20 protein-coding genes are annotated in these 24,368 nt (G+C 66.1%); 7 read left to right on the top strand and 13 right to left on the bottom strand.

The features are described from left to right. Together AXYL_RS10600 and AXYL_RS10595 are read right to left on the bottom strand one after the other, a co-directional pair. A complete protein-coding gene (locus tag AXYL_RS10600; RefSeq protein WP_013392788.1) occupies positions 1-606 on the bottom strand; it encodes a YcxB family protein in 606 nt (201 codons plus the stop codon). Next, positions 606-2,567: a DNA topoisomerase IV subunit B gene (locus AXYL_RS10595; RefSeq protein ID WP_013392787.1), complete on the bottom strand. Its 1,962-nt coding sequence runs from the start codon at positions 2,565-2,567 to the stop codon at positions 606-608. The genes AXYL_RS10600 and AXYL_RS10595 overlap by 1 nt, the downstream gene beginning before the upstream one ends. Before the next feature lie 326 nt (positions 2,568-2,893). Between AXYL_RS10595 and trxA the strand changes: the two genes are divergently transcribed. Together trxA and rho are read left to right on the top strand one after the other, a co-directional pair. Beyond that, positions 2,894-3,220 carry a thioredoxin TrxA gene (trxA, locus tag AXYL_RS10590; RefSeq protein WP_006218534.1) on the top strand — a complete coding sequence of 109 codons (327 nt, stop codon included), beginning with the start codon at positions 2,894-2,896 and terminating at the stop codon, positions 3,218-3,220. A gap of 117 nt (positions 3,221-3,337) precedes the next feature. Further along, a complete protein-coding gene (gene rho / locus AXYL_RS10585) occupies positions 3,338-4,597 on the top strand; it encodes a transcription termination factor Rho (protein WP_006218533.1) in 1,260 nt (419 codons plus the stop codon). 115 nt (positions 4,598-4,712) lie between these two features. Here rho and AXYL_RS10580 read toward each other — a convergent pair whose 3' ends face one another. Beyond that, entirely contained in the window at positions 4,713-8,333 is a 3,621-nt protein-coding gene (locus AXYL_RS10580) for a YhdP family protein (protein ID WP_013392786.1), read from the bottom strand. A 124-nt stretch (positions 8,334-8,457) separates the two neighbouring features. Between AXYL_RS10580 and glnE the strand changes: the two genes are divergently transcribed. Together glnE and AXYL_RS10570 are read left to right on the top strand one after the other, a co-directional pair. Beyond that, the gene (gene glnE, locus AXYL_RS10575) at positions 8,458-11,241 is read left to right on the top strand and encodes a bifunctional [glutamate--ammonia ligase]-adenylyl-L-tyrosine phosphorylase/[glutamate--ammonia-ligase] adenylyltransferase (RefSeq protein ID WP_013392785.1); all 2,784 of its coding nucleotides are present in this window, start codon (positions 8,458-8,460) and stop codon (positions 11,239-11,241) included. Positions 11,242-11,326: 85 nt separating this feature from the next. Next, positions 11,327-12,001: an epoxyqueuosine reductase QueH gene (locus AXYL_RS10570; protein ID WP_013392784.1), complete on the top strand. Its 675-nt coding sequence runs from the start codon at positions 11,327-11,329 to the stop codon at positions 11,999-12,001. On the opposite strand, the gene AXYL_RS10565 is transcribed toward AXYL_RS10570, so the two are convergent. The 10 genes from AXYL_RS10565 to AXYL_RS10520 form a co-directional block, all read right to left on the bottom strand. Beyond that, positions 12,002-12,961 (bottom strand): helix-turn-helix domain-containing protein, encoded by a 960-nt coding sequence (locus AXYL_RS10565; RefSeq protein WP_013392783.1) that lies wholly within the window; start codon positions 12,959-12,961, stop codon positions 12,002-12,004. Positions 12,962-13,092: 131 nt separating this feature from the next. Beyond that, entirely contained in the window at positions 13,093-13,644 is a 552-nt protein-coding gene (locus AXYL_RS10560; RefSeq protein ID WP_013392782.1) for a cytochrome c, read from the bottom strand. Then, a complete protein-coding gene (locus AXYL_RS10555) occupies positions 13,641-14,162 on the bottom strand; it encodes a methylamine dehydrogenase light chain (RefSeq protein ID WP_013392781.1) in 522 nt (173 codons plus the stop codon). Before AXYL_RS10555 ends, AXYL_RS10560 begins: the two co-directional genes overlap by 4 nt. Beyond that, complete coding sequence (gene mauD, locus AXYL_RS10550; RefSeq protein ID WP_013392780.1) at positions 14,146-14,784, bottom strand: methylamine dehydrogenase accessory protein MauD; 639 nt, start codon at positions 14,782-14,784, stop codon at positions 14,146-14,148. The genes AXYL_RS10555 and mauD overlap by 17 nt, the downstream gene beginning before the upstream one ends. A 10-nt stretch (positions 14,785-14,794) precedes the next feature. Beyond that, complete coding sequence (locus tag AXYL_RS10545; RefSeq protein WP_013392779.1) at positions 14,795-15,352, bottom strand: MauE/DoxX family redox-associated membrane protein; 558 nt, start codon at positions 15,350-15,352, stop codon at positions 14,795-14,797. Then, positions 15,349-16,539 carry an amine dehydrogenase large subunit gene (locus AXYL_RS10540; RefSeq protein WP_013392778.1) on the bottom strand — a complete coding sequence of 397 codons (1,191 nt, stop codon included), beginning with the start codon at positions 16,537-16,539 and terminating at the stop codon, positions 15,349-15,351. The genes AXYL_RS10545 and AXYL_RS10540 overlap by 4 nt, the downstream gene beginning before the upstream one ends. A gap of 32 nt (positions 16,540-16,571) precedes the next feature. Then, positions 16,572-17,453 carry a transporter gene (locus tag AXYL_RS10535; protein WP_013392777.1) on the bottom strand — a complete coding sequence of 294 codons (882 nt, stop codon included), beginning with the start codon at positions 17,451-17,453 and terminating at the stop codon, positions 16,572-16,574. A gap of 68 nt (positions 17,454-17,521) precedes the next feature. Then, positions 17,522-19,033 (bottom strand): phenylacetaldehyde dehydrogenase StyD, encoded by a 1,512-nt coding sequence (styD, locus tag AXYL_RS10530; protein WP_013392776.1) that lies wholly within the window; start codon positions 19,031-19,033, stop codon positions 17,522-17,524. A gap of 260 nt (positions 19,034-19,293) precedes the next feature. Then, complete coding sequence (locus AXYL_RS10525; RefSeq protein WP_013392775.1) at positions 19,294-20,283, bottom strand: quinone oxidoreductase family protein; 990 nt, start codon at positions 20,281-20,283, stop codon at positions 19,294-19,296. Between the two features lie 71 nt (positions 20,284-20,354). Beyond that, the gene (locus AXYL_RS10520; protein WP_013392774.1) at positions 20,355-21,332 is read right to left on the bottom strand and encodes a DMT family transporter; all 978 of its coding nucleotides are present in this window, start codon (positions 21,330-21,332) and stop codon (positions 20,355-20,357) included. A 74-nt stretch (positions 21,333-21,406) separates the two neighbouring features. On the opposite strand from AXYL_RS10520, the gene AXYL_RS10515 reads away from it, so the two are divergent. From AXYL_RS10515 to AXYL_RS10505, 3 genes are all read left to right on the top strand, one after another. After that, a complete protein-coding gene (locus AXYL_RS10515) occupies positions 21,407-22,303 on the top strand; it encodes a DMT family transporter (RefSeq protein WP_041655376.1) in 897 nt (298 codons plus the stop codon). A 33-nt stretch (positions 22,304-22,336) separates the two neighbouring features. Further along, positions 22,337-22,843, top strand: a complete 507-nt coding sequence (locus AXYL_RS10510) for a MarR family winged helix-turn-helix transcriptional regulator (RefSeq protein WP_013392772.1) — start codon at positions 22,337-22,339, stop codon at positions 22,841-22,843. A gap of 98 nt (positions 22,844-22,941) precedes the next feature. Next, positions 22,942-24,363, top strand: a complete 1,422-nt coding sequence (locus AXYL_RS10505; protein ID WP_013392771.1) for an efflux transporter outer membrane subunit — start codon at positions 22,942-22,944, stop codon at positions 24,361-24,363. The last annotated feature ends 5 nt before the right edge of the window (positions 24,364-24,368 follow it).

The raw sequence follows: 24,368 nt of genomic DNA, 5'->3' as shown, positions 1-24,368 counted from the left end.
TCAAAGCGCCTGCGCGGACGACATCAGCTGCGTATCGGCGACATGCGCGCGCAACTGGGTCCGCACCGCATCCAGCGTGGCGGCGTCCTGCCCGCGCTTGGGGATGATCACGCCTTGCAAGGTGCCGAGAATGACATAGAGATGTTGCGGGGTTTCCTCGACGCGCCGCACATCGGACCAGTCCATGCGTCCGGAGGCAGTAGAAGTGGTGTCCGTGATGCCGTCGGCGCCGAAATCCAGCTGATGGCGGCCCAGGAACAACTCGTCGGGCTGCCTTTTCAGCATGCGGCGCGTGTTCATCCTGACCAGCGCCGGCAGGATGTACTCGTAGGCCAGAGCCAGGAGCATGAGGATGCCCAGGCCCACCGCCAACCCCTGGAAGTACACGGGCAGGATCCGCCCCCAGTTCGGCGTATTGCCGTCCCAGGTCTGCCAGATCAGGTAGGCCAGTAGGGCCACGATCATCAGGACCGCGAAACGCAGATGGGAGCGATAGCGGCGGCGGCGCAGCTCCGGCCGCTTGTACACGTAAGCGGCGAAGTCGGCGTAGTCGTCGGCCGTCATCTCGACATCCATACGGGCTTGCCCGGGCGCGGACGCGGCCATCAGATGTCCAGCTCCGCCAGGTTGCCCTTCTCTTCGATCCAGGCGCGGCGTTGCGAGGACTCGCCCTTGCCCATCAGCATGTCGAACATGCGGGTGGTGTCTTCGGGCGTCAGGTCGCCATAGCCCACGGGCAGCAGGCGGCGCGTGTCCGGATTCATGGTGGTTTCCCACAGTTGCTCGGGGTTCATTTCGCCCAGGCCCTTGAAGCGGCTGACAGCCCAGGCGCCTTCACGCACGCCTTCCTTGCGCAGCTTGTCCTGCGCGGCCTCGAGTTCGCCTTCGTCCAGGCAGTAGATCTTGCGCGCCGGACGCTTGCCCTGCGCCGGCACGTCCAGGCGGAACAGCGGCGGCTTGGCCACGAACACGTTGCCGGCTTCGACCAGCTTGGGGAAGTGCTTGTAGAACAGCGTCAGCAGCAGCACCTGGATGTGCGAACCGTCGACGTCCGCGTCCGACAGGATGCAGATGCGGCCGTAGCGCAGGCCCGACAGGTCTGGCGTATCGCCGGGGCCGTGGGGGTCCACGCCGATGGCGACGGAAATGTCATGGATTTCGTTGTTGGCGAAGAGCCGGTCACGGTCCACTTCCCAGGAATTGAGCACCTTGCCGCGCAGCGGCAGGATGGCCTGGAATTCCTTGTCGCGGCCCATCTTGGCCGAACCGCCGGCGGAGTCGCCCTCGACCAGGAAGACTTCGGTGCGGGTCGCGTCGCTGGATTCGCAATCAGTCAGCTTGCCCGGCAGCACGGCCACGCCCGAGCTCTTGCGCTTTTCCACCTTCTGGGCCGAGCGCTGGCGCGCCTGGGCCTGGCGAATGGCCAGTTCGGCCAGCTTCTTGCCGTACTCGACGTTGCTGTGCAGCCACAGATCCAGCGCGCTCTTGGAAAAACCGCCGACCAGGCGCACGGCGTCGCGGCTGTTCAGGCGTTCCTTGATCTGCCCCTGGAACTGCGGGTCCAGCACCTTGGCCGACAGCACGAAGCTGGCGCGCGCGAACACGTCTTCGGGCAGCAGCTTGACGCCCTTGGGCAGCAGGCTGTGCAGTTCGGCGAAACCCTTGACCGCGCTGAACAGGCCTTCGCGCAGACCCGATTCATGGGTGCCGCCGGCGGGCGTGGGGATCAGGTTCACGTAGGACTCGCGCACGGCGTTGCCGTCCTCGGTCCAGGCCACCACCCACTGGGCGCCCTCGCCTTCGGCGAAGTTCTCGTGGTCGGCGCCGGCGTATTGCTCGCCTTCGAAGAACGGCACCATCAACTCCGCCCCGGCCAGCGCCTCGGACAGGTAGCCGCGCAGGCCGTCCTGGTACTGCCAGGTCTTGGTGTCGCCGGTCTTCTCATTGACCAGGGACACCTTGACCCCCGGCAGCAGCACGGCCTTGCTGCGCAAGAGGTGCGTCAGCTCGCCCAGCGGAATGTTGGGGCTGTCGAAGTATTTGGCGTCCGGCCAGACGCGCACGCGGGTGCCGGACTTCTTGCGGCCGCCCTGGTCATAGGGCGCCAGGGGCTCGGCCACGTCGCCGCCTTTGAAAACCAGGCGATTGACGGCGCCGTCGCGCCACACCACCACTTCCAGGCGCGTGGCCAGGGCGTTGGTAACCGACACGCCGACGCCGTGCAGGCCGCCGGAGAAGGCGTAGGCGCCGCCGCCCGCCTTGTCGAACTTGCCGCCGGCGTGCAGGCGCGTGAACACCAGCTCCACCACGGGAGCATGCTCTTCGGGATGCAGGCCGACGGGAATGCCGCGCCCGTCGTCCTCGACGGAAACGCTGCCGTCGATATGCAGCGTGACCTGGATCTGCTTGCCGTAGCCGGCCAAGGCCTCGTCTGCGGCGTTATCAATGACCTCCTGCACGACGTGCAGGGGGTTTTCGGTTCGGGTGTACATGCCCGGGCGCTGGCGCACGGGCTCCAGTCCCTTCAGGACGCGAATGGACGCCTCGGTGTAACGTGGAGTGGCCAAGTTATCCCCAACATCTGTGGAAAAAAACCGACATTTTACGGATAAGCCTAGATTCTGCGCGGCTCCCAGTGGGATGAGCACGACCTGAGCAGCTCCGAATTCGGTAGGATGATGACAGTCACAGCCAGCGCATCGGGGCCACACGGCCCGGATCGCGACAACTGCGCCGCAACATCCTACACAAATCCAGCAACTCCTGTTGTTATTAACAGTGGTATGCCTGTTGTTATTGACAGTGGTATGCTTGAGCCCATCCACAAACAAGAACAACGGCGAGGCGCGTCCCTTTTTACGCGCCTTTTGCTGCCGAACCGAGAATCACCATCATGAGCGACCAAATCAAGAACGTCAGTGACGCCAGCTTCGATGCCGATGTGTTGAAATCCGGCCAGCCGGTGCTGGTGGACTACTGGGCTGCCTGGTGTGGCCCGTGCAAGATGATTGCCCCGATCCTGGAAGAAGTCGCCACGGAGTACGCCGGCCGCCTGACGATCGCCAAGCTGAACGTCGACGAAAACCAGGGCACCGCCACCAAGTACGGCATCCGCGGCATTCCTACCCTTATGCTCTTTAAAGACGGCCAAGCCGCCGCCACCAAAGTTGGCGCGCTGTCGAAGTCGCAACTGACCGCATTCCTGGACGGCGCGCTGTAAGTCGCGTGCCGTGAACGAAGGCGCCGCCCTCGGGGCGGCGCTCATTCAATACCGCGTGTGCCCGTCCGTGGCGCGCCGCCAGAACTCTCCTTCACTCTCCCCCAAAATCCCACCGCGATGCACCTCAACGAACTGAAGGCGCTGCACGTCTCGCAGCTGCTGGAAATGGCCGCCGGCCTGGAAATCGAGAACGCCAACCGCCTGCGCAAGCAGGAACTGATGTTCGCCATCATGAAACGGCGCGCCAAGCAAGGCGAGCAGATCTTCGGCGACGGCGTCCTCGAAGTCCTACCCGACGGCTTCGGCTTCCTGCGCTCGCCCGAGACCTCGTATCTGGCCAGCACGGACGATATCTACATCTCGCCCTCGCAGATCCGCCGCTTCAACCTGCACACCGGCGACTCGATCGAAGGCGAAGTGCGCACGCCCAAGGATGGCGAGCGCTATTTCGCCCTGGTCAAGGTCGACAAGGTCAACGGCGTGGCGCCTGAAGCGATCAAGCATCGCATCATGTTCGAAAACCTGACGCCGCTGCATCCGAACCGGACCATGCGCCTGGAACGCGACATCAAGAGCGAGGAAAACCTCACGGGCCGCATTCTTGACGTCTTCGCCCCCATCGGCATGGGCCAGCGCGGCCTGATCGTCGCCAGCCCCAAGTCCGGCAAGACGGTGATGATGCAGCACATCGCGCACGCCATCACCACCAACTACCCCGACGCGGTCATGATCGTCCTGCTGGTGGACGAGCGTCCCGAGGAAGTGACCGAAATGCAGCGCACGGTGCGCGGCGAAGTGGTGGCCTCGACCTTCGACGAACCCGCCACCCGCCACGTGCAGGTCGCGGAAATGGTCATCGAAAAGGCCAAGCGCCTGGTCGAAATGAAGAAGGACGTCGTGATCCTGCTGGACTCGATCACCCGTCTGGCCCGCGCCTACAACACCGTGGTGCCGGCTTCCGGCAAGGTGCTGACCGGCGGCGTGGACGCCAACGCGCTGCAACGCCCCAAGCGCTTCTTCGGCGCCGCCCGCAACCTGGAAGAAGGCGGCTCGCTGACCATCCTGGGCACCGCGCTGATCGAAACCGGCAGCCGCATGGATGAAGTCATCTATGAAGAATTCAAGGGCACCGGCAACTCCGAAGTCCACCTCGAGCGCCGCCTGGCTGAAAAGCGCGTCTACCCGTCGATCAACCTGAACAAGTCCGGCACCCGCCGCGAAGAACTGCTGATCGCGCCGGACCTGCTGCAGAAGGTCTGGGTGCTGCGCAAGTTCATCCACGACATGGACGAAGTCCAGTCCATGGAATTCATCCTGGACAAGATGCGCGCCACCAAGACCAACGCCGAATTCTTCGACATGATGAAGAAGAAGTAAACGGCGCCGCGGTCCATGGCGCCTGCGCCGCGGACCCGCCCATGAAAAACGCCTCGGACGCGCGTCGTCGCGCGAGCGTTTTTCATGGGGCCGACCCGACCGCTGCCTGCGCGGCTCAATTGCCCATGAACTCCTCCAGCGTGCCGGGCTGCGGAGCGGGTCGCGGGGTGTGCTTGGCGCCCGTCGGCTTGCCCGACGCGTCTATCGGGTCGATCTTGGGATCGTCCCAACTGCCGGTGACGGCGTATTCCATGGTCATGGCCCGCGCCAGCGGCTGCTTCAGCAGCCATTGCGTCACGAAGGCCCCCAGTCCGATCAACGGATTGACCGCCAGCGCCGTGACCATGGCCGCGCCGCTGGCGTCCAGGTTGGGAATCACCAGGGCCTTCATGTCCCAGCGCTCGCGGATGATGTTGACGCCACCCGCCAGCACGATCGCGGCAACGGGACCGTTGATCTTGTAGCCCTCGGTCGAGGCCGTGCCATCGGCCAGCTTGACCTTGCCGCGGATGGTGTCAAAAGGGAACCCGTCGCGCAGCAGATTGGTGGGGTTCACGTCCAGCCGCGCCAGCCGCTGCAGCGATTGCAGGGACAACAGCTCCAGCAGGCGCGCGGTGCGCGAGTTCACGTGCATGAAGCGGCCCTTGTCCAGGCTGACGTCGACCTCGCCGGTCAGATCCTCGATCTTGTGGGTCCACGGCAGATTGCGCCAGGTAGCCTTGCCCTGCATCGTGCCCTTGCCGCCCGACACCACCTTCTCGAAACCGATGCGGTCCAGGAACTTGCCCACGTCTTCGAACTTGACCGAGGCGTCCACGGTCAGGCCGCGGCTCTGGCCTTCCAGTCCCCAATTGCCGGTGGCGTTGAGCGAGGCCGCGTCATTGACGATGGACAGCTTGTCCAGGCGCCATTGGCGGCCGCGTTCAAGATTCGTGCCCTGCACCTGGAGTTCGCCCACATTCTTGCCGTACAGCAGGAACTCCTTGGCTTGCAGATCGATCGCCGGGATGTCGGACAGGTCGTTGCCAGAGGACAACGCCTCGTCCGCCTTGTTGCTGTCGCCCTCGCCGCCCAGCGACAGGTGCTTCAGGCGGGCGGTGATCTGGCCGGCGATGGCGCCGGAAGCCTCGCGCCATTCCAGCGAACCCGTGGCCTGCTTGGATTGCAGGTCCACGCGCCACTGCGCCGGCCCCGGCCGGGTCGCGTACAGCGTCAGGTCGTTCAGGGTAAAGCCGCCCGTGCGCAGGACACCGGCCGCCAGGCTGATGCGCTCGGCCGCGGGCAGCATGGGCTTGGGCGCCGCCTTGCCCTTGCCGGCAGGAGCGCTGAAGCCATCGGACACCTTTTCCCAGGCGTCCATGTCCAGTTCGGGCAGGCTGGCGTTCAGGCTGAAGCCGCGTTCCGGCAGGCTTGCCGGACGGTTGATGCCCAGCGCGCCACGCGCGAAATAGGATGGCGTTCCTTCTGACGGCGCCCGTTCGAACAGGGCGTTGACGGCATCGCCCAGGCTGGCGGTAAGCCAGCGCCGGTTCTGCGCCCCGCGGTCTTGCGCGGGCGACCATTGCACCTTCAGCAACTGGGAAGCCTGGGCCGGCTTGCCCACTGGAGCGGGCATGTCGATGGCCATGCCCACCAGGTCGGATTCGACGGAGATGTCCACCGCGCCGCCGCGCTGATAGCCCACCTTGCCCTTATAAGCGGCCTTGCCCGAAAACCGCGCCATGGACGGCGTGTTGCTCAATTGGGTCAGCGCCGGCCCGGCCAACGTACCCTCGAAGCGCAGCGCGTCCGTGCTCTGGGCCAGGCGCCCGTAGATCCGCGCCGGGCCGCCCAGGAATTGGGCCCGCAGTTCCTTGGCTTCCACGCCCTTCTCCGAAAACGCCAGGTCGCCGTGCATCTGGCTGAGCAGGGGCATTTCGGGCATGAAGGTGAACGTGTTGCCCGCGAACAGGATGTTTCCCTGGACCTGGGTGTCATCGGTATTCAGCAAGGGCACCTTGAGCTTGAGCCCCACCCGCCAGTCGCCGGTTCCGCGCGCCTCTTCGAGGGCCCCATCCAGCAATCCGCCCAAGGGCGAATTGGCCGCCAGCGCCAGATACGCCGGCACCGTGCCGGCAGTCTCGCCAGTGAGCAGCAATTCGGAGTTTTCCTCCATATTGGGAATGGTGGCGGAAACTGCCCCCAACGTCACGGTCTGTCCCGGCCCCGTCTGGGCGGTCGCACCGCCGGGGCTGTCCAAGGTCAGGCTGACCTTGTCGATGCGGAAATTGCCAGACAGGTTTTCCAGCATCGGCCAGCCCTTGCGGCGTTCGTGCGCGGGCGCGTAATCGACCTTGGCCCCGCTGAACGCGCCGGCAATCACGAATTCGCCCTGGGACGCCGGATTGGCATAGGGGAAGTCATCGAGATCGCCCTTGAGCGTGATGGACGCGGACTGCATTTCGCCGGCAGGCAAGCCGATGGCCAGCCATTCGCGGGCATCGGCGTTGACCTCCAAGGGCAGGTAGCGATGGATGGCGGACATGGAGCCGCGCGCCATCACGCCGCGCATGTCGACGCTGCCCGCCGCGGTCTTGCCCTCGCGCCGCCATTGCCCTTGCAAGCGCAGGTCGATGTCATCGTTGACCAGTTGCAGCTGGCCGACGTCCACGAACCAGTGCTCGGCGTCCGGTCCCTTCACGCTGGCGTCCAGCGCCACTTCACGCGCCGCCAGCGTGGGCTGCTCGAAGATGCCCGGCAAGTGCACGCCCAGTTGCTCGGCCTTGCCGCTGACCGACACCGCGGGAGCCCCGGGGCTGCGCGCCAGGGGCACGCCGTCCAATTGAATGAAGTCGCCCGGCAAGCCCTGGATACGGACCTGGGCGTAACCAGCCTTGAAGCCAGGGGCTTGCGCGCCTTGCGGCGTCGCCGTCCATTGCAGGCCGCGCGCCGCGGCGTCCGCGGTCAGATCGGTAAACTTGCCGCGTTCCAGCTGCAGCCATGCACGACCGCTCAAGCGGCCCGCCACTGCCGGAACCTCGAACCACGGCTGCCATGCCAGCGGCTCCACGTCGTCCAGCTGAGCATATAGCTGACCGCCCCAGTTGCCGGGATTGGCCGCGTTCACGGTGAACAGGCTGCGGTTGAATTCGCCGCGCAGCTCCACGTTGCGAGCCAGCGCCCCATCCGCCGCGGCCTTGAGCACGAAGCGGTGCGACAGGCTGCCGTTGCGCGCCAGTAGATCGACGCTGGTAAGCGTCAACTCCGGCGCCCCGCGCAATTCGTCCTGCCAGCGTATGGTGGCACCGCGGATCCGCAGCTCGCGCTGCGCGCTCAGCCAGCGCAGGGCCGGATGGTCCAGGTCCGAACGCTGGTCGCTGGCATTCAAGTCGATGTCCTGGCCCGCCACCCATAAGTGATTGGCCGGATCGCGCCGCAAGGTGAGCTCAGGCCGTTCGACCTGCAACCGCAGCAGCTTGGGCGACAAAGTCAAAATGCTGCGCCAGGCGAGCACCGCCGACACCGAGGGCAAGGACAGCACGGGATCGACCTCGTCGTCGTAGACTTGGACGGAGGTAAGGTCGAGTTTGGGATTCAGGCCATGCCAGTTCGCCTGGATGGAGCCGATGGTCACGCGGGAGCCCAGCGCCTGGCTGGCGTAGGCTTCGATCTGGGGACGCCATTGGTCCACGCGCGGCAGGACCCAATAACGGACGCCCAGCAGTCCGAGGGCCACGACGCCATAGATGGTCAGCACGGCCCAGAAAACCCAGCAGAGCACTTTTTTTGAAACAGACACGGATCGGTGGGCAGGAAAATATGTCTTGCGGTATCGTCCCCACTTATACCTGAAACGCGCCTATTCTGCCGCCCCTTTCGCCATGTCCACGCCCGCCCCCACACTTGCCCCCGCCCTCGCCTGGTCTGGCCATCTGCGCCGCCGACTGGATGCCCACCCGGATCTGGCCGCCTGGCTGGACGATGCCGTGCGCGAACCCGTGACGCCCGCGCAGATCGCGCGCTGGCAAGCCGAGTTGGCCGGACCGCAGGCAGGCGGCGCGCTGCCGGTCGATGTCTGCCGCATGGCGCTGCGCAAGCTGCGCGAGCGGGTCTTCAACACGCTCATCGTGCGCGACCTGACCGGCCAGGCCGATCTGGAGGAAGTCGTCGGCGCCATGACCGCGCTGGCCGACACCGCCGTGGCCGCGGCCTATCGCAGCGTGGCGGCGGATCTCGCCGCGGTGCATGGCGTGCCGCGGGATCCGGCTACCGGCAAGCCGCAGGAAATGCTGATCGTGGGCATGGGCAAGCTGGGCGGCTGCGAACTGAATGTCTCGTCCGACATCGACCTGATCATGCTGTACGGCGAAGAAGGCGAAACCGACGGCCCGCGCCGCATCAGCCATCACGAGTTCTACGGCCGCCTGACCCGGCGCATGATGCCCGTGCTGTCGGAAGTGGACGCCAACGGCCAGGTGTTCCGCACCGACCTGCGGCTGCGCCCCGACGGCGACGCCGGTCCCCTGGCCTGGAGCCTGGATGCGCTGGAGCATTACCTGATCGGCCAGGGCCGCGAATGGGAGCGCTACGCCTGGCTCAAGGCGCGCCTGATACCGGCCCAGGCCTTCGAAGGCAGCGACAGCGCCGCCCAGGCGCGCCAGCTGGAAAGCCTGCGCGTGCCCTTCGTCTACCGCAAGTATTTCGACTTCGACGCGCTCTCGGCCCTGCGCGCCCTGCGCGAACGCATCCGCCAGGACTGGCAGCGGCGCGCCAGCGCGCGCAACGGCATCGACAGCGCCAACAATATCAAGCTGGGCGATGGCGGCATCCGCGAAATCGAATTCGTGGTGCAGTTGGCGCAACTGATCCGCGGCGGCCGCATGCCCGCGCTGCAAAAGCGCGGCCTGCTGGAAGCGCTGCATGCGGAAAGCGCCGCCGGCCTGGTGCCCGAGGACGACGCGCGCCGGCTCGAAGAGGCCTACCGCTACCTGCGCCGCACCGAGCATGCCCTGCAATACCGCGAGGATGCCCAGACCCATCTGCTGCCGGGCGACCCCGAGCTGCGCGGCGCCCTGGCCGCGGCCCTGGGCATGAGCCCCGAGGACTTCGAAAGCACGCTGGCCGGGCACCGGCAATTCGTCTCGCAAACCTTCCGCAACGTGTTCCGCCTGGTGGGCATGGGCGACGCCGAAGTGCCGGCGCCCGCACCCGGCACCGCCGACCCCGGGTCCGGCCCGGACGAACCCGATAGCAGCTGCGAACTGGCCGAACAGATCAGCCAGGCCTTCGGCGACGACGCGCAAGACCTGTTGCGCCGTACCGAAACGCTGCTGGGCAGCCACCGCGTGCGCAGCCTGCCCGAGAGCAGCCGCAAGCGCATGGACGCCTTGCTACCGGCCGCGCTACGCGCCGCCCTGCGAACTCCGGCGCCGCTGCAGGCCACGGTGCGCCTGTTTGACCTGATCGAAAAGATCGCTCAGCGCAGCGCCTACCTGGCGCTGCTGGCCGAGTACCCCGACACCCTGGCGCGCGTGGCGCGCATGGTCGCCGCCAGCCCCTGGGCCGCGCAATACCTGACCCAGCACCCCTTGCTGCTGGACAGCCTGATCGACTGGCGCACCCTGTTCGAGCCGCTGGACTTCGCCCAGATCGCGCGCCAGCTGAGCGCGGACCTGGACGCTTGCCGGCTGCCCGACGGCGACCCGGACATCGAGCGCCAGATGAACCTGATGCGCGACATGCAGCGCCAGGCCAGTTTCCAATTGCTGGCGCAGGATCTGGAAGGCGAACTCACCGTGGAAAAACTGGCTGACCAGCTATCCGCGCTGGCCGACCTGCTGCTGACCGAGACCATCCGCCGCACCTGGCCGCTGGTCAACAAGGCCGAGGGCGCCGAGCCGCGCTTCGCCGTCATCGCCTATGGCAAGCTGGGCGGCAAGGAACTGGGCTACGCCTCGGACCTGGACCTGGTGTTCCTGTTCGACGACCCGCGCGAGGACGCCGCCGAGGTCTACGCCAAGCTCGGCCGGCGCATGACCTCCTGGCTCTCGACCATGACGTCCTCCGGCCGGCTGTACGAAGTCGACCTGCGCCTGCGGCCGGACGGCGACGCCGGCCTGCTGGCGGTGTCGGTGGAAGCATTCGAGCAGTATCAGCACAAGCACGCCTGGGCCTGGGAGCACCAGGCGCTGACCCGCGCCCGCTACGCCTCGGGCGACGCCAGCGTCGGCGCTCGTTTCGAACAGATCCGCGAGGACATGCTGGTGCTGCCCCGCGACGCCGCCAAGCTGCGCGAGGAAGTGCTGGCGATGCGCGAGAAAATCAACGCGGGCCACCCCAACACCAGCCCGCTGTTCGACCTGAAGCATGACCGCGGCGGCATGGTGGACGTGGAATTCGTCACGCAATACCTGGTGCTGTGCCACTCGGGCACCCACCCGGTGCTGGTGCGCAACCTGGGCAATATCGCATTGCTGCGCCTGTCGGGCGAAGCGGGCCTGATTTCGCCTGAGCTGGCGGCCCGCGCCGGCGACGCCTACCGCACGCTGCGCCGGGCCCAGCACCAGATGCGCCTGCAGGGCGTGGAAAAGGCGCGTGTCCCGCAGGATCAGCTACAGGAAGAACGCGCCGCCGTGCGCGAACTCTGGACGGCGGTGCTGGGCTGAACACGTTGGGGGACGGAGCATCGCCGGTTTGCGGCAACTCAGCGTAAAATAAGGAGTTTTCCGCCTTATTTGTAGCTCGCAAGCCATGTCTGAACTCGTGCGCCCCAAACTCGACCTGCCCGCCGGCCGCAGCAAAGTGCTGATGCACTCCTGCTGCGCGCCCTGTTCCGGCGAAGTCATGGAAGCGATGACCGCCTCGGGCATCGACTACGCCATCTACTTCTACAACCCGAACATCCATCCGGTCAAAGAGTACGAAATCCGCAAGCAGGAGAACATCCGCTTCGCCGAGCAGCACGGCATCGAATTCATCGACGCCGACTACGACATGGACAACTGGTTCGACCGCGTCAAGGGCATGGAAGACGCCCCCGAACGCGGCGAGCGCTGCACGGCCTGCTTCGACATGCGCTTCGAACGCACCGCGCTCTACGCGCACGAGCATGGTTTCGACACCATCACCAGCTCGCTGGGCATCTCGCGCTGGAAGGACATGAACCAGATCAACGGCTGCGGCGAACGCGCCGCGGCGCGCTACGACGACCTGGTCTACTGGACCTACAACTGGCGCAAGGGCGGCGGTTCCGCCCGCATGATCGAAATCAGCAAGCGCGAGAACTTCTACCAGCAGGAATACTGCGGCTGCGTCTATTCGCTGCGCGACACCAACCGCCACCGCCGCTCGCAGGGCCGCGAACGCATCCACATCGGCGTGAAGTTCTACGGCAAGGAAGACCTGATCAACGAGGAACAGCTCTGATCAAGCCGTGTGCCCATGGCGCCGGTACTCCGACGGCGACGCGCCGAAACGCTTGCGGAACGCGTGGCTGAAACGCGCCGCATCTGAGAACCCGAATCTGTAGGCGATGTCGCCTATCGGCCGCGCCGCCTGGGCGGGGTCGCGCAGCGTATCGCGGCAACGCTCCAGCCGCGCGCTGAGGATGAAGTCGGCCGGAGTCGTGGAAGCCTGCGCGAACAGGTTGTAGAGGTAACGGCGCGACATCCGGAAGGCCGCCGCTGCGGCTGCCGGCGACAGCGCCGGATCATGCAGGTTTTCAAGTATGTGCTGCTGCACCCGGCGCAATTGCGCCTGCCGCAGTTCGGCCTGGTCGTGTTCGGCTTGCCCCCCTGCCCGCTCGCTGATGTCCAACCCCATCATCTGCAGCACCGCGTTGGCGGCATCGCGCGAGGCGCTTTCGGACAGGTGCGCGTGCTCGGTCAGCGCTACGCGCAGCAGATCCATCGCCATGCGCCCGCAACCCTGGCGCGCACTGAAGCTGCGCGCCACGGCATTCTGCATGAACGACTGCCAGGCGTCGAAATGCTTGCCGGGCACCTGCATCACCAGGAAGTGCGCGCCATCGTCGACTTCGACCTCGTACGGCCGGGTGGTGTCGTAGATGCTCCATTCGCCCGGCACCAGCAAGGCGCTGCGTCCCGACTGGCGGATTTCGCTGCGGCCCGCGAGCTGCAGCGTCACCTTGTATCCTGGCGTCTCGGAACGATCGGCCAGCAGCTTGCTGCGGCGTACGCGTTGGGCGCTGCTGCGCATTTCGCAAACCTGCATCCAGCCCAGCGAGTCCACCGCCACGCTGTTGCGGAAACGGGCCGGAAACACCGCGGAGACTTCCAGGGGAACGAAGGTATCGCTGACATTTTCCTGCCAGCTTGCGCAGTCCAGGAAATGCCTGGGCTCGCTGCGCAAAAGGGATGGGGACATGGCGGCTCCGAGCCTTTCTGCCTGGGCGGCAAGCCCGACAGCACAGCTACAGCGTTGAATGAAATGCTGCCTCTTTCTAGCACCGGCCGGCGCGAGGGAGTATCGGTGACAACCCCTAAATTTCAGGCCCGCTAGGGTCTTCTGTCGCTGCCATAGGAATAATCGGCCAAGGGCAAGCCCAGTCCCGCCAAGGCCTGCGCCAATCCGTGGCGCACCGGCACCACGTCCTCGTAACGGCGCGGACGCACCTGCGCCACCTCCTGTTCGGTGTAGGGACGGAAGTTCTCCGGCAATTGCGCGGGACTGAATTCCTCCACGATCCAATTCAGCACGGCCGCGAGCTCGGCATTGTTCAGCTGCGATTGCGCCGCCCCCGGCACGCGCACCAGATACTCCCGGCCTTGCGGCAAATGCACCAACGAACCCACGGAATTGCGGAAGTCGGGAATGCCATGGCGGCCGCTCCCGCGTCCGTCCACCCGATGGCAGCCCGCGCACTGCAGCACATAGTCGGCACGGACGGCCTGGCGCAGTTGGTCGGACGCGGCACCGGCGGCCGATGCCGCGGTCGCCGCGGCATCGGTCGCCGCATGCTGCGCAACGGCCGGGCCCGCGCAGAGCAGGACGGCGGCGGCACAGAGCCAGCGCCACCCCTGCTGCGGCGGTCGTTGCGCCGGATTCATGATTTCGGCTTGGGCTTGGCCAGGCCCACGATCACGGACGTGGTGCAATGGAAGATGGAGGATTCGTTTGACATGCACCAGTTCACATCGTTGTGCAGGAACATCTGATAGCCCGGCCGCTCGCGCTCGGCGGATGCGCACATGCATTTGCCGCAAGCGGCTTTGCCGCAGCAGTCGTTATAGCTGATCAGGTAGTCCTTGCCGTCCAGCGGATTGTGGCAGGTGCCGACCCACGATACCGCCGAGGGCGAGGTGCCGGGCGGGCAGGACGTCATGCTGCCGCCGCAGCATGAACACAGAAAGCCGTCCACCGCGCAATAGCGCCAGTAATCGCACGCCGTGTCATCCATCTGCGGCTTCTTGGGATCCGCGGGCGCGGAACGCGCCACCGGCAGCACCGGCATGAGGAAAGCCGTTCCTACCAGCGCTCGGCCGATGCGGTTGAGCACGCTGCGCCGGGAAGTGGTGTGCGCGACCGAGCGCGTGGCGCGCTCTGCGAATTTATCCAGCCAGTGCATTGCCGCTCTCCTTGCGGGAAATCCGGGTTTCTTCCAGCGTGCCGGCGGCCAGGAACTCCTGCACCGACGCCACGCCCAGCTCCTTCGCCGTGAACAGGCTTTCCAGCTGTTCGCGCGAGTTGATCAAGCCCTTGGCGCGCAAGGTTCCGGTTTCATCGATCAGCACGGCATAAGGCAGCTTGCTGATCTGGAACTTCATGCCCAGTTCGGTCGACAGCAGGTACGGAAACCGTTCCAGTCCCGCCTGTTTGTAGAACGCCAGATGCTCGGGCATTTCGCCGTCGCTGGCCAGGACGATGCGCAGCCACGCGCTTTCCGTGCTGGCCACCGACTTCAGGATGGGCAGCAGCTTCTTGCAGACCGGGCAGGTCGGCGAAAGAAAGAACAGCAGTTGGCTGTGCTGGCCGCGTTCGCCCACGACGATGCGGCGGCCCAACAGATCCGACAGTTCGAAGCGCGGCGCAGCCTCACCCACGCCCGGGCCCTTGTCCATCGTCAGCGCCCCCATCGGCGCCACGCGCTCGTACAGCACGCCGATCTGCCGCGACAGCGCCAGGATGACGAGCACCAGGCAGAGCACCACGCCCCACAGCAGGAAATTGGAAATGATCAAGGCATCCATGTGAATTCCTTCAGAGATTGCGCAACTTGAGGTGTGAGGCCAACAGGTGGTTGGCGGTGAAGTACAGGCCCACGGCGGCGGTGGCCAGGCCAAAAACGGCTGCGGAATCGGTCCACAGCAGGCCGCGGGACTGGCCCGCCGCGGCGATGAGGGCTGGCGCGGTCCATAGCGCCAGCGCGGCGTTGCGCAGCACCAGCCACCACGACAGCCCTCCCCGCTGCGCGCCTCGCCCCGGCCCACTGGACGCGGGACCGCCGCAACCGCAATCGATGTCGCGGTGGCCGCGCAGCAGGTTGAAGGCCAGCGCCAGCGTGGCCGCCGCCAGCACCAGCAGCGCCAGCTGCGCGCCCGCCGCCTGCCAGGGCGGCGCAAGCAGCAGGGTTCCGGCCAGCGCCTCGCTCAACGCATAGGCCCAGGCAAATGCGCCGCTCCAGCCCGCAGGCAGGATCCGGTAGGCCGACACGATGGCGGCGAAGCCCGCCATGTCCTTCAGTTTTTCCAGCGCGCCCAGAAGCAGCACGCAGGCCAGCGCCGCGCTCGCGGCATACAGCAGCACAGGATCGTTCATCGCGCACCTCGCGGTTGTGGTTCGACCTGCAGCGCGGTTTCGCCGGCGGCCTGGATCGTACCCTTGAGGACCGGCGCGGCGGGCGCGGCGTCATAGACGTTCACGTTGCCGCCATCGATCGTGTACAGGCGCGGCTGGTCGTCCTGCGAGACCGACATCGACAAGGCATTCTGGCCCGGCACCCGCGCTACCCTCTTGTGCGTGGCCAGGTCGTAGACCCAGATCTCGGCGGCCGGCGTCTTGTGCGAACCCTCGGCCCCGTTCGGATGCATGCCCACGTACAGCCGCTTGGCGGCCTTGTTGATGGCCAACAGGTTGTAGCCGCCAGGGCGCCAGCCCTGATCCTTGCCCGATGCGTCCAGCAAAGACCAGGACTTGCCGAACACGGCATTCTTGCCACTGAAGTCGGCACTGTAGACATTGCCGTTGTAGGACACGAAGTAATAGGTATCGCCCAGATTTTCCGTGTGCGTGAAGATGGGGTCCTTCTCGGGGTCGAACATGGGCTGGCTGCGCTGCTGCCCCGCCGGCTTGCCGGCCTGGTCCAGGTCCACGGTCAGCAGCGCGCCGTCGCCGCAGATGCTGGCGAAGCTGCGCGGGCGCGAGGGCAGCACGATGATGCTCCAGCAACCCGCGGCCGCGGTCACCTCGTCCGCGAACTGGCGCGTCTTCAGGTTCACCACCGTGACCGAGGACGCAGGCGTGGCGTTCTGCACGAACAGCAGTTCCCCGTCCGCGCTCTGCTGCAGATAGTTCCGGTAGTTCAGCGCCTGCGCGCGTTTCTGCGGGATCGGCACCTCGTACCTGGGCGTGAGCGTTTCGGCGTCCCAGGCCTCGACCACGTCGGTGCGCTTGCCGCGGTTCAAGCGCTCGTAGTAGGTCGTCATGACATAGATGTCCTTGCCGTCCGCGGACACGGTCATGTGGCCGTTGAACGACGTAGGCACCAGGCCCAGGAACTTCATGGAGTCGCCGTCATAGATGTTGACCCGGCTGTCGACCAGGTGGTTGAAGACGGCGTCCATCACGTACAGCCGGTGCGGCGTGGCCGGCGGCAGGCGGGTGCCGCCCTTCAGTTCTTCCACGGGCAGGTCCGCCCGGGCCAGGCCCGCCGACGCCGCCAGAGCGGCGCACAGCGCCCACCGTCCGGCCCGTGATGCACATGATCTGGCGCTAGGCGCGTTCATCGATATTCTCCTGGTTTCATGATCCGGCTCCTCTAGAACGCATAGACGTAGCGCAACTGCACGCCACGCATCCGCGGTCCGTTCTCGACCTTCAGGTCGTGGATGTACTGCATCTGAATCTGGTTGGCGTCGTTGATCTGATGCGTCAGTTCGACGGCCAGTTGGTGATTGCGCGCGCGCGTGGCGACGGTCTCGCCGGACGAGGTTTCCTTGCCGCCCGTCTCGTAGCGGTAGCGGATGCCGGTGTAAGTGTCCGGCGTCAGGTTGGTCGAGGCCAGCGCGAAAAAGCGGAACGAGGGATCCTTCTTCAGCGTCTGCCCATGCCAATCGGTATTGCGGCCGTAGATCTCCACTTCCGCGATGGCTTCCAGATACGTGGATTCGCCAAAGCCCTGCACGAAGGAGAAATCCTGGACGGTGGACCAGCGGTTCTTGCCCGGCGACACATCGGGGCGCGAACCGTCGTAGCGGCCCACGGGCGCCACGACGAACGGCTCCCAAGCGAACCAGGTCCGGGTCTGCTCATTGTTGTAGAACCAGATCGCCGAACCTAGCGTCACGTCGCCGATGCCGGTCTGGTGGTCGCCCGCCATGCCGGGCAGGTCCTGCGAGGTCCGGATCATCGGCACGATGAATTCCAGCTGCACCGTCTTGCCGTAGAAGTCGCGATAGTGCATCTGGCGATAGACCAGCGTGTTGACGTCGACCGATCCGCCGTCCACGCGCGAGCCTTCGGCATACAGGCCCGAAGACCTCAGCCCGGCCATATACCCGGCGATGATGTTGGTGCCCACCGGCGCGGGTATCCAATCGCGCGCGCTGGGGTCTCCCGCCCATGCCGCCTGCGACGCTGCCGCGCACGCGAGCAGCAGCGCCGCCCGCCTGTGGGCCCGGCTCCTTGTCCTGCCTGCCATGTCTTCCCCTTGGTGTCGCGAAGGCGCGGCCGCCGGTATTTCCCGGCTTGGGCCGCGCGATCACCGTTCTAGTAAGCGATGCAAACGGACTTCCGTTCCAGGTACATCTCCAGCACGGCGCGGCCGTGCTCGCGGCCGATGCCGGATTGCTTGAATCCGCCAAAAGGCATGTTGGGATCCAGCATGTTGTGCGTGTTGACCCAGACGGTGCCGGCATCGACGCGCGGGATCAGGCTTTGCACGCGGGAGAGATCGTTGCTCCAGAGACTGGCGCCCAGGCCGTAGGCACTGTCGTTGGCCAGCCGCACGGCATCGTCCAGGGTGTCGAAAGGCTGCGCCACCACGACAGGGCCGAAGATTTCCTCGCGGGCGATGCGCGCGTCCGACGGCACGTCCGCAAAAACCGTGGGCTGCACGAAGTAGCCCGAGCCGGTTCCGCGCCCCCCTCCCGCCAGGACGCGTCCGCCTTCGTTGCGTCCGATATCGATGTAATCCATGACGCGCTTCTGGTGACGGGCCGACACCAGCGGGCCGACCTGCGTGGCGGGGTCGAATCCGGACCCGAGTCTCATGCCGGCGGCCAGATCGGCCAGTCCCTCGACGACCTTGGGATACAGGTTCCTTTGCACATACAGGCGCGAGCCCGCCGTGCAAACCTGCCCCTGGTTGAAGAAAATGGCGGCTGCGGCTCCCTGCACGGCGCGGTCGACGTCGCAATCGTCCAACACGATCACCGGGGATTTGCCGCCCAGTTCCAGCGAAACCCGCTTCATGTCGTCCATCGCGGCGCGTCCGATCAGCTTGCCGACTTCGGTCGAGCCCGTGAACGCGATCTTGTCCACGCCGGGATGCGCGACCAGCGCGGCGCCAGCGGTCTCGCCCCGCCCGGTCACGACGTTGACGACGCCGGGCGGGAAGCCTGCTTCCAGCACCAGCTCGGCCAGGCGCAATGCCGTCAGCGGCGTTTCCTCGGCCGGCTTGAGCACCACGGTGCAGCCCGCGGCCAGGGCGGGAGCGATCTTCCAGATCGCCATCAGCAGCGGGAAATTCCACGGGATGATCGCCGCCACCACGCCCACGGCCTGCGGCAGGGTGTAGGCGCTGTAGCGGACGCCGGGAGGAAACGGTATGGACAGCGACAGCGTGTCGCCCGTGATCTTGGTCGTCCAACCCGCCATGTAGCGCAGCCACTGCGCGCCCGAGCCGACTTCCAGGCCCTGCGCGACGCCCAGCAGCTTGCCGTTGTTCAGGGTTTCCAGGCGGGCCAGTTCCGTGCCGTGCAGCTCGACCAGGTCGGCCAGTTTCAGCAACAGGCGCTCGCGCCCGGCAGGCAGCATGTCGCGCCAGGGACCGGACTCGAAGGCGCGCCTGGCGGCCTGTACGGCCAGATCCACCTGCAGCGGTCCAGCGTCGGGTTGATGGGCGATGACTTCGCCCGTGGCCGGATCATGGACCGCGATGGGCGCGCCTTGCCCCACGCGCACCGGCTTGCCATCGATGAGCATGGCTTCCCGGATGGCGGCCAGTTCCGGGCGGTCAGAACCGGCGTGGCCGGCGGCGATTGCGCTTGCTGAAGACATTCGAAGCTCCAACGAAATGGTTGAAGCCAGGATAGCAACGGCATTCCCGCAAGGCTTGTCGGACCGTGCATGGCGATTTGTCATTCTGCGCACGGCGCAGCGGGAAAGCCCTGGCAGCGCGCCCGCCAGCCCGGGCTTGCGCCCCCCGGCGGTGCGTTTTTCCAGGGCACGGCGCAAGAAAAAGCCCGGCAACGCGCGCAGCGCGGTACCGGGCCAGGCGCCACAGCCCCTGCGGGCCGGAGCGCATCGCGGTTTCCGGATCAGTCCAGCATCAGCACCGTGGCGCCGGTGGTCTTGCGTCCGGCCAGCGCAGTCTGCGCCTCGCCGGCCTGCTCCAGCGTATAGCGCTGGTCAATGCGGACCTTGATCTTCTTCTTCAGGACCAGGTCGAACAGTTCCTCGGAAGCGGCTTGCAGCTTGGCCAGCGTGTTCACGTGCAGGCCCAGCGACGGGCGCGTCACGTACAGGCAGCCCTTCTGGTTCAGCGTCGCCAGGTTGACGCCCGACACGGGGCCGGACGCGTTGCCAAAGCTCACCATCAGGCCGCGCGGTTCGATGCAGTCCAGCGACGTTTCCCAGGTGTCCTTGCCCACGCCGTCATATACCACCGGCACCTTCTTGCCGCCGGTCAGTTCCAGCACGCGCTCGGCCACGTTCTCGCGCGAATAGTCGATGGTTTCCCAGGCGCCGTTGGCGCGGGCCAGCTCCGCCTTCTCGGGGCTGGAGACCGTGCCGATCAGCTTCACGCCCAGGGCCTTGGCCCATTGGCATGCGATCAGGCCCACGCCGCCGGCGGCCGCATGGAACAGGATGGTCTCGCCCCCTTGCAGGCGGTAGGTCTGGCGGAACAGGTACTGCACCGTCAGACCCTTGAGCATCAGGGCCGCCGCTTCGTCGAAACCGATGCCCTTGGGCACCTTGACGACCTGCGCGGCCGGCACGTTGCGCGCCTTGGCGTAGGCGCCGATCGGGCTCTGGCCGTAGGCAACGCGGTCTCCCTTCTTCAGATGCGTGACCTCGGCGCCGACCGCGGTCACCACACCCGCGCCTTCAAAGCCCAGGCCGTGGGGCAGCGGATGGGGATACAAGCCCGTGCGGAAATAGATATCGATGAAGTTCAGGCCGGCGGCATGCTGCTCGATCGTGACTTCATTGGCGGCGGGCGGAGGCACTTCCACCTCGACCAGCTTCAGGACTTCAGGACCACCGTGCTGCTCGATACGAATTGCCTTGACGAGATTGCTGGCCATGCTGGCCTCCTTTCATTGGAAAAATTGCTAACGAGGGCCTGTCTGCGGCCCTTGAACGAGAAAAACCAGATTCAACGCGATGGCCGGGCCTCGCCCTGCCTGGCCGACGCAAGCCTGCCGGCCCCGCCCCCCATCAGCGCGAATACCCCAGCCAGCACCAACGCGGTCCCCGCCATCTGCCATACCGTGATGGGCTCTTGCAGGAACCACGACGCCAGAAACAGCACCGACACCGGCCCGATCATGCCCAGCAGCGACGCGGTGGGCGCGCCGATCAGCGCGACCGCCCACATCAGCATGAACACCGGCACCACCGTATTCAGCGTGGCGTGGATCACCGAATAACCATAGACCCCGGCAGGCTGAATCAGCATGGCCGGGGGATGCACGACAAAGAACTGGATGATGCAGGCCACGCAGGACACCAGCATGGCATACGCCACCAGGCGCGTCGCGCCCAAGCGCTTGACCAGTTCTCCCGAACAGATCAGGTACACAGAATAGCTTGCGGCCGATCCGAAAACGAACAAAGACCCTAACAGCACCTCGCCGCCGCCGAAGGACAGGTCGTGGGCGAACACCAGCACCACCCCGGCGTAGGACAGCACCATGGCCATCCACTGGCGGCGCTCGACCGGGCGCTTGAACCAGAACGCCGACAGCAGTACCACCAGCGAAGGCGAGAGGAACAGGATCAGGCGCTCCAAGCTGGCGGTGATGTAGCGCAGTCCCAGAAAGTCCAGGAAGCTGGACAGGTAGTAGCCCAGCAGACCCAGCACGCAAACCTGCGCGCGTTCCTTCCAGGTCATAGTGGGGATTTCGCCGCGCGCCGCGCGGCGCGACTGATGCCAGGCCACCGCCGCGAAAAACGGCATGGCGAACAGCATGCGGAAGGCGATGAGGGTGACCGCGTCGATGCCGTAGCGGTAGGTGAACTTCACCACGATGGCCTTGGCCGAAAACAGGACCGCGCCCAGGGTCGCCAGGAAGAAGCCGGCAGCGCGGCTGGACGGACGGAAGGACGGCAAAAGCTTGGCAAGGCGATTCATGCGATGATTTTATGTTCAGTGCAAAAACACCGCACGCCTTTGCCCACGCTTTCCCGGCCATATTTTTCTCACGCATGACCCGACACCGCGCTCTCACCTACATCCATGTTGCCGCCGTGCTATTCGGCCTGACCGGCGTGTTCGGCGAACTGATCCAGGCCAGCGCCGCCGTGATCACATTGGGCCGGGCCGTCTTCGCAGTGCTCGCGCTGGGGCTGTTCGCCCGCATGCGCCGCAAGCCGCTGCTGGGCGCCCTGACGCCGGCGCAGCTGTTCGTGCTGGTGGTGTCGGGCGCCCTGCTGGCGGGACACTGGGTCACGTTCTTCATTGCCGTGAAGGTGGGCGGCATCGCCATCGCCACGCTGGGCTTCGCCAGCTTCCCTGCGTTCATCACCTTGTTCGAGGGGCTGCTGTTCCGTGAGCGCATCCGCCCGACCGAATGGCTGCTGCTGGGCCTGGTCACCGCCGGCCTGGTGCTGGTCACCCCGTCGTTCGACCTGGCCGACCAGGGCACCATCGGCCTGGCCTGGGGCCTGTTGTCGGGGCTGAGCTTCGCGCTGCTGGCCTTGAGCAACCGCCGTTCAGCCTCGGGCATGGACCCGATGCAGGTAGCGTGCTGGCAAAACCTGGTGGTGGCGCTGGTGATGCTGCCGTTCGCCGTGTCCCAACTGCCGGCGCTGCCTGCCTTGGACTGGTTCTGGCTGGCGCTGCTGGGCATCTTCTGCACCGGCTTGTCCCACTACCTGTTCGTGTCCAGCCTGACGCGGCTCAACGCGCGCAGCGCCGGGCTGGTCATCGCGCTGGAACCCGTATACGCCATCGGCTTCGCCTGGATCCTGTTCAGCCAGGAGCCCACGCCCCGCATGATGGCCGGCGCCGCCTTGATCGTGGCCGCCATCGTCTGGTCGGGCCTGCGCAAGCAGGCGCCGGCATCCGCGCAGCCCGACACGACGGCAAAGATGCAGCCTTGACAATAACTGACTAGGCAGTAAAATTCGGCGCATATGACTGCCGCGCCTCCCCTCTCTTCGTCCGATACGCCTGTCCATTACCGCGGCGACGCCCGCTGCTTGATGGAGGACAACGCCGGTTTCCTGATCAAACTGGTCTCCAATTCGTTGAACCGGATGCTGGATCAGGAAATGGCCCCGCTGGAACTCACCGCCATGCAATGGCGCCCCATTCTGCTGGTTTTCCAGGGACGCGCCGACACGCCCGCGGAGCTGGCCCGGCTCACCGGCATGGACACCGGCGCCATGACCCGTGCGCTGGACCGCCTGGAAGCCAAGGGCCTGCTGCGCCGCAACCGCTGTCAGGAAGACCGCCGCGTCGTCAAGATCGAACTTACCGAGGTCGGCGAAGCCAAGGCGCGCGAGATTCCTCCCAATATCGCGCGGGTACTGAATCACCACCTGCGCGGATTCTCCATCGACGAAGTCGCGCAGCTGAAGCATTTCCTGCGCCGCATGATCGCCAACGGCTCCGCCTCTTCAGCGCCTCCGGAGCGCTGACAACCGCTCCAGCATGCCCCGGCTCCCGGGGTTTTATTTGGCATAATAATTGCCTAGGCAAATACAGATTAATCAACTACTTTCAGCAAACAGTCAGGATGAAACGCCTTCTCACTACCGTATTGGTGCTGGCCCTGAGCGGTTGCGCATTGATGGAATCCGGCTCCGAGCCCGTGGCCACGCTGGACGGAGCCAAGCTTGGACTGACCAGCCAGGACACCGCCTGGCCTGACACCCAATGGTGGCAGCGCTACGGCGACCCGCAGCTCAATGCCTTGCTGGACGAGGGATTGGCCAATAACCCTTCGATGAGCGCCGCGCAGGCCCGCCTGGCCAAGGCCAACGCCGCCGTCGGCATCGCACGCGCGCCGCTGCTGCCCCGGGTGGACGCCAACTACACGCTGACCCGCGAACACCTGTCGAAGGATTACATCTATCCCGCGCCCTTGGGCGGTTCGGTCGTCAGCGACAACCGGCTGGCCCTGGACTTCAGCTATGAGCTGGACTTCTGGGGCAAGAACCGCTCGCGCCTGCAAGCGGCCGTGTCGCAGCAAGCCGCCGCCGCAGCCGACGCCCAGGCGGCGCGCAACCTGTTGGCCGGCGCAATGGTCCGCGCCTATCTCAATCTGCAGAACGCCTTTGCCCAGCGCGAGGTGCTCAACCGCGTGCTGGCCCAGCGCGCCGAGGTGCTGTCGCTGACCCAGGGCCGCTACACGGCCGGGCTGGACACCCAGGTGGAAGTCAAGCAGGCGGAATCGTCATTGGCAGCCGGCAAGGTGGAACTGACCCAGACCGACACCACGCTGGCGCAGTTGCGCAATCAGGTCGCAGCCCTGGCCGGCGCCGGCCCGCAACGCGGACAATCCTTGCAGCCGGTGGCACTGACCGCCCCCGCCGGCGGCGTGCCTGCCAATGTGCCACTGGACCTGCTGGGCCACCGCCCCGACGTCACCGCCGCGAAATGGCGCGCCGAGGCCGCCCGCCACGCCATCGACAGCGCCCGCGCCGAGTTCTACCCCAACGTGAACCTGGCGGCATTCGTCGGCTTCCAGGCCATGGGCACCGGCAATCTGCTGGGCGCGGATGCCCGCATGGCCGGCTTCGGCCCTGCCGTCACGCTGCCGATCTTCCACGGCGGAGAACTGAACGCGAACCTGGCGGGGCGCCGCGCCGACGCCGACCTCGCGGTATCGGACTACAACCAGACCGTGCTGGACGCCGTGCACCAGGTGGCCGACGCGCTCGACGGACTGCGCCTGCTGGACCAGGAAAAAGCCCAGCAGCGCCAGGCCCGCGAAGCCATCGACGCCGCCTATGACCTCGCGGTCAAGCGCTACCGGGCCGGCATGGGCAACTACATTTCTGTGCTCATCGCGCAGACCGGCGTGCTGACCCAGGCGCGGCTGGACACCGATCTGCGCATCCGCGCCTATCAGCTGGACGCCAGCCTCGCCAACGCGCTGGGCGGCGGCTACGCCCCCGCGGCCGAACCGGCCCCCGCCACGAACCCTACCCATTGAACGCT

The sequence above is a fragment of the Achromobacter xylosoxidans A8 genome (genome assembly GCF_000165835.1).
Taxonomy (GTDB): Bacteria; Pseudomonadota; Gammaproteobacteria; order Burkholderiales; family Burkholderiaceae_B; genus Achromobacter; species Achromobacter xylosoxidans_B.
Note: the sequence above shows the minus strand (reverse complement) of the source record. Positions and strands in the feature narration are given on the sequence as shown.

Bases quoted from the DNA above. Each gene is read 5' to 3' on its own strand.
- AXYL_RS10600 (WP_013392788.1), bottom strand. From the start codon at position 606: ATGGCCGCGTCCGCGCCCGGGCAAGCCCGTATGGATGTCGAGATGACG.
- trxA (WP_006218534.1), top strand. From the start codon at position 2,894: ATGAGCGACCAAATCAAGAACGTCAGTGACGCCAGCTTCGATGCCGAT.
- rho (WP_006218533.1), top strand. From the start codon at position 3,338: ATGCACCTCAACGAACTGAAGGCGCTGCACGTCTCGCAGCTGCTGGAA.
- glnE (WP_013392785.1), top strand. From the start codon at position 8,458: ATGTCCACGCCCGCCCCCACACTTGCCCCCGCCCTCGCCTGGTCTGGC.
- AXYL_RS10570 (WP_013392784.1), top strand. From the start codon at position 11,327: ATGTCTGAACTCGTGCGCCCCAAACTCGACCTGCCCGCCGGCCGCAGC.
- AXYL_RS10565 (WP_013392783.1), bottom strand. From the start codon at position 12,961: ATGTCCCCATCCCTTTTGCGCAGCGAGCCCAGGCATTTCCTGGACTGC.
- AXYL_RS10560 (WP_013392782.1), bottom strand. From the start codon at position 13,644: ATGAATCCGGCGCAACGACCGCCGCAGCAGGGGTGGCGCTGGCTCTGT.
- AXYL_RS10555 (WP_013392781.1), bottom strand. From the start codon at position 14,162: ATGCACTGGCTGGATAAATTCGCAGAGCGCGCCACGCGCTCGGTCGCG.
- mauD (WP_013392780.1), bottom strand. From the start codon at position 14,784: ATGGATGCCTTGATCATTTCCAATTTCCTGCTGTGGGGCGTGGTGCTC.
- AXYL_RS10545 (WP_013392779.1), bottom strand. From the start codon at position 15,352: ATGAACGATCCTGTGCTGCTGTATGCCGCGAGCGCGGCGCTGGCCTGC.
- AXYL_RS10540 (WP_013392778.1), bottom strand. From the start codon at position 16,539: ATGAACGCGCCTAGCGCCAGATCATGTGCATCACGGGCCGGACGGTGG.
- AXYL_RS10535 (WP_013392777.1), bottom strand. From the start codon at position 17,453: ATGGCAGGCAGGACAAGGAGCCGGGCCCACAGGCGGGCGGCGCTGCTG.
- styD (WP_013392776.1), bottom strand. From the start codon at position 19,033: ATGTCTTCAGCAAGCGCAATCGCCGCCGGCCACGCCGGTTCTGACCGC.
- AXYL_RS10525 (WP_013392775.1), bottom strand. From the start codon at position 20,283: ATGGCCAGCAATCTCGTCAAGGCAATTCGTATCGAGCAGCACGGTGGT.
- AXYL_RS10520 (WP_013392774.1), bottom strand. From the start codon at position 21,332: ATGAATCGCCTTGCCAAGCTTTTGCCGTCCTTCCGTCCGTCCAGCCGC.
- AXYL_RS10515 (WP_041655376.1), top strand. From the start codon at position 21,407: ATGACCCGACACCGCGCTCTCACCTACATCCATGTTGCCGCCGTGCTA.
- AXYL_RS10510 (WP_013392772.1), top strand. From the start codon at position 22,337: ATGACTGCCGCGCCTCCCCTCTCTTCGTCCGATACGCCTGTCCATTAC.
- AXYL_RS10505 (WP_013392771.1), top strand. From the start codon at position 22,942: ATGAAACGCCTTCTCACTACCGTATTGGTGCTGGCCCTGAGCGGTTGC.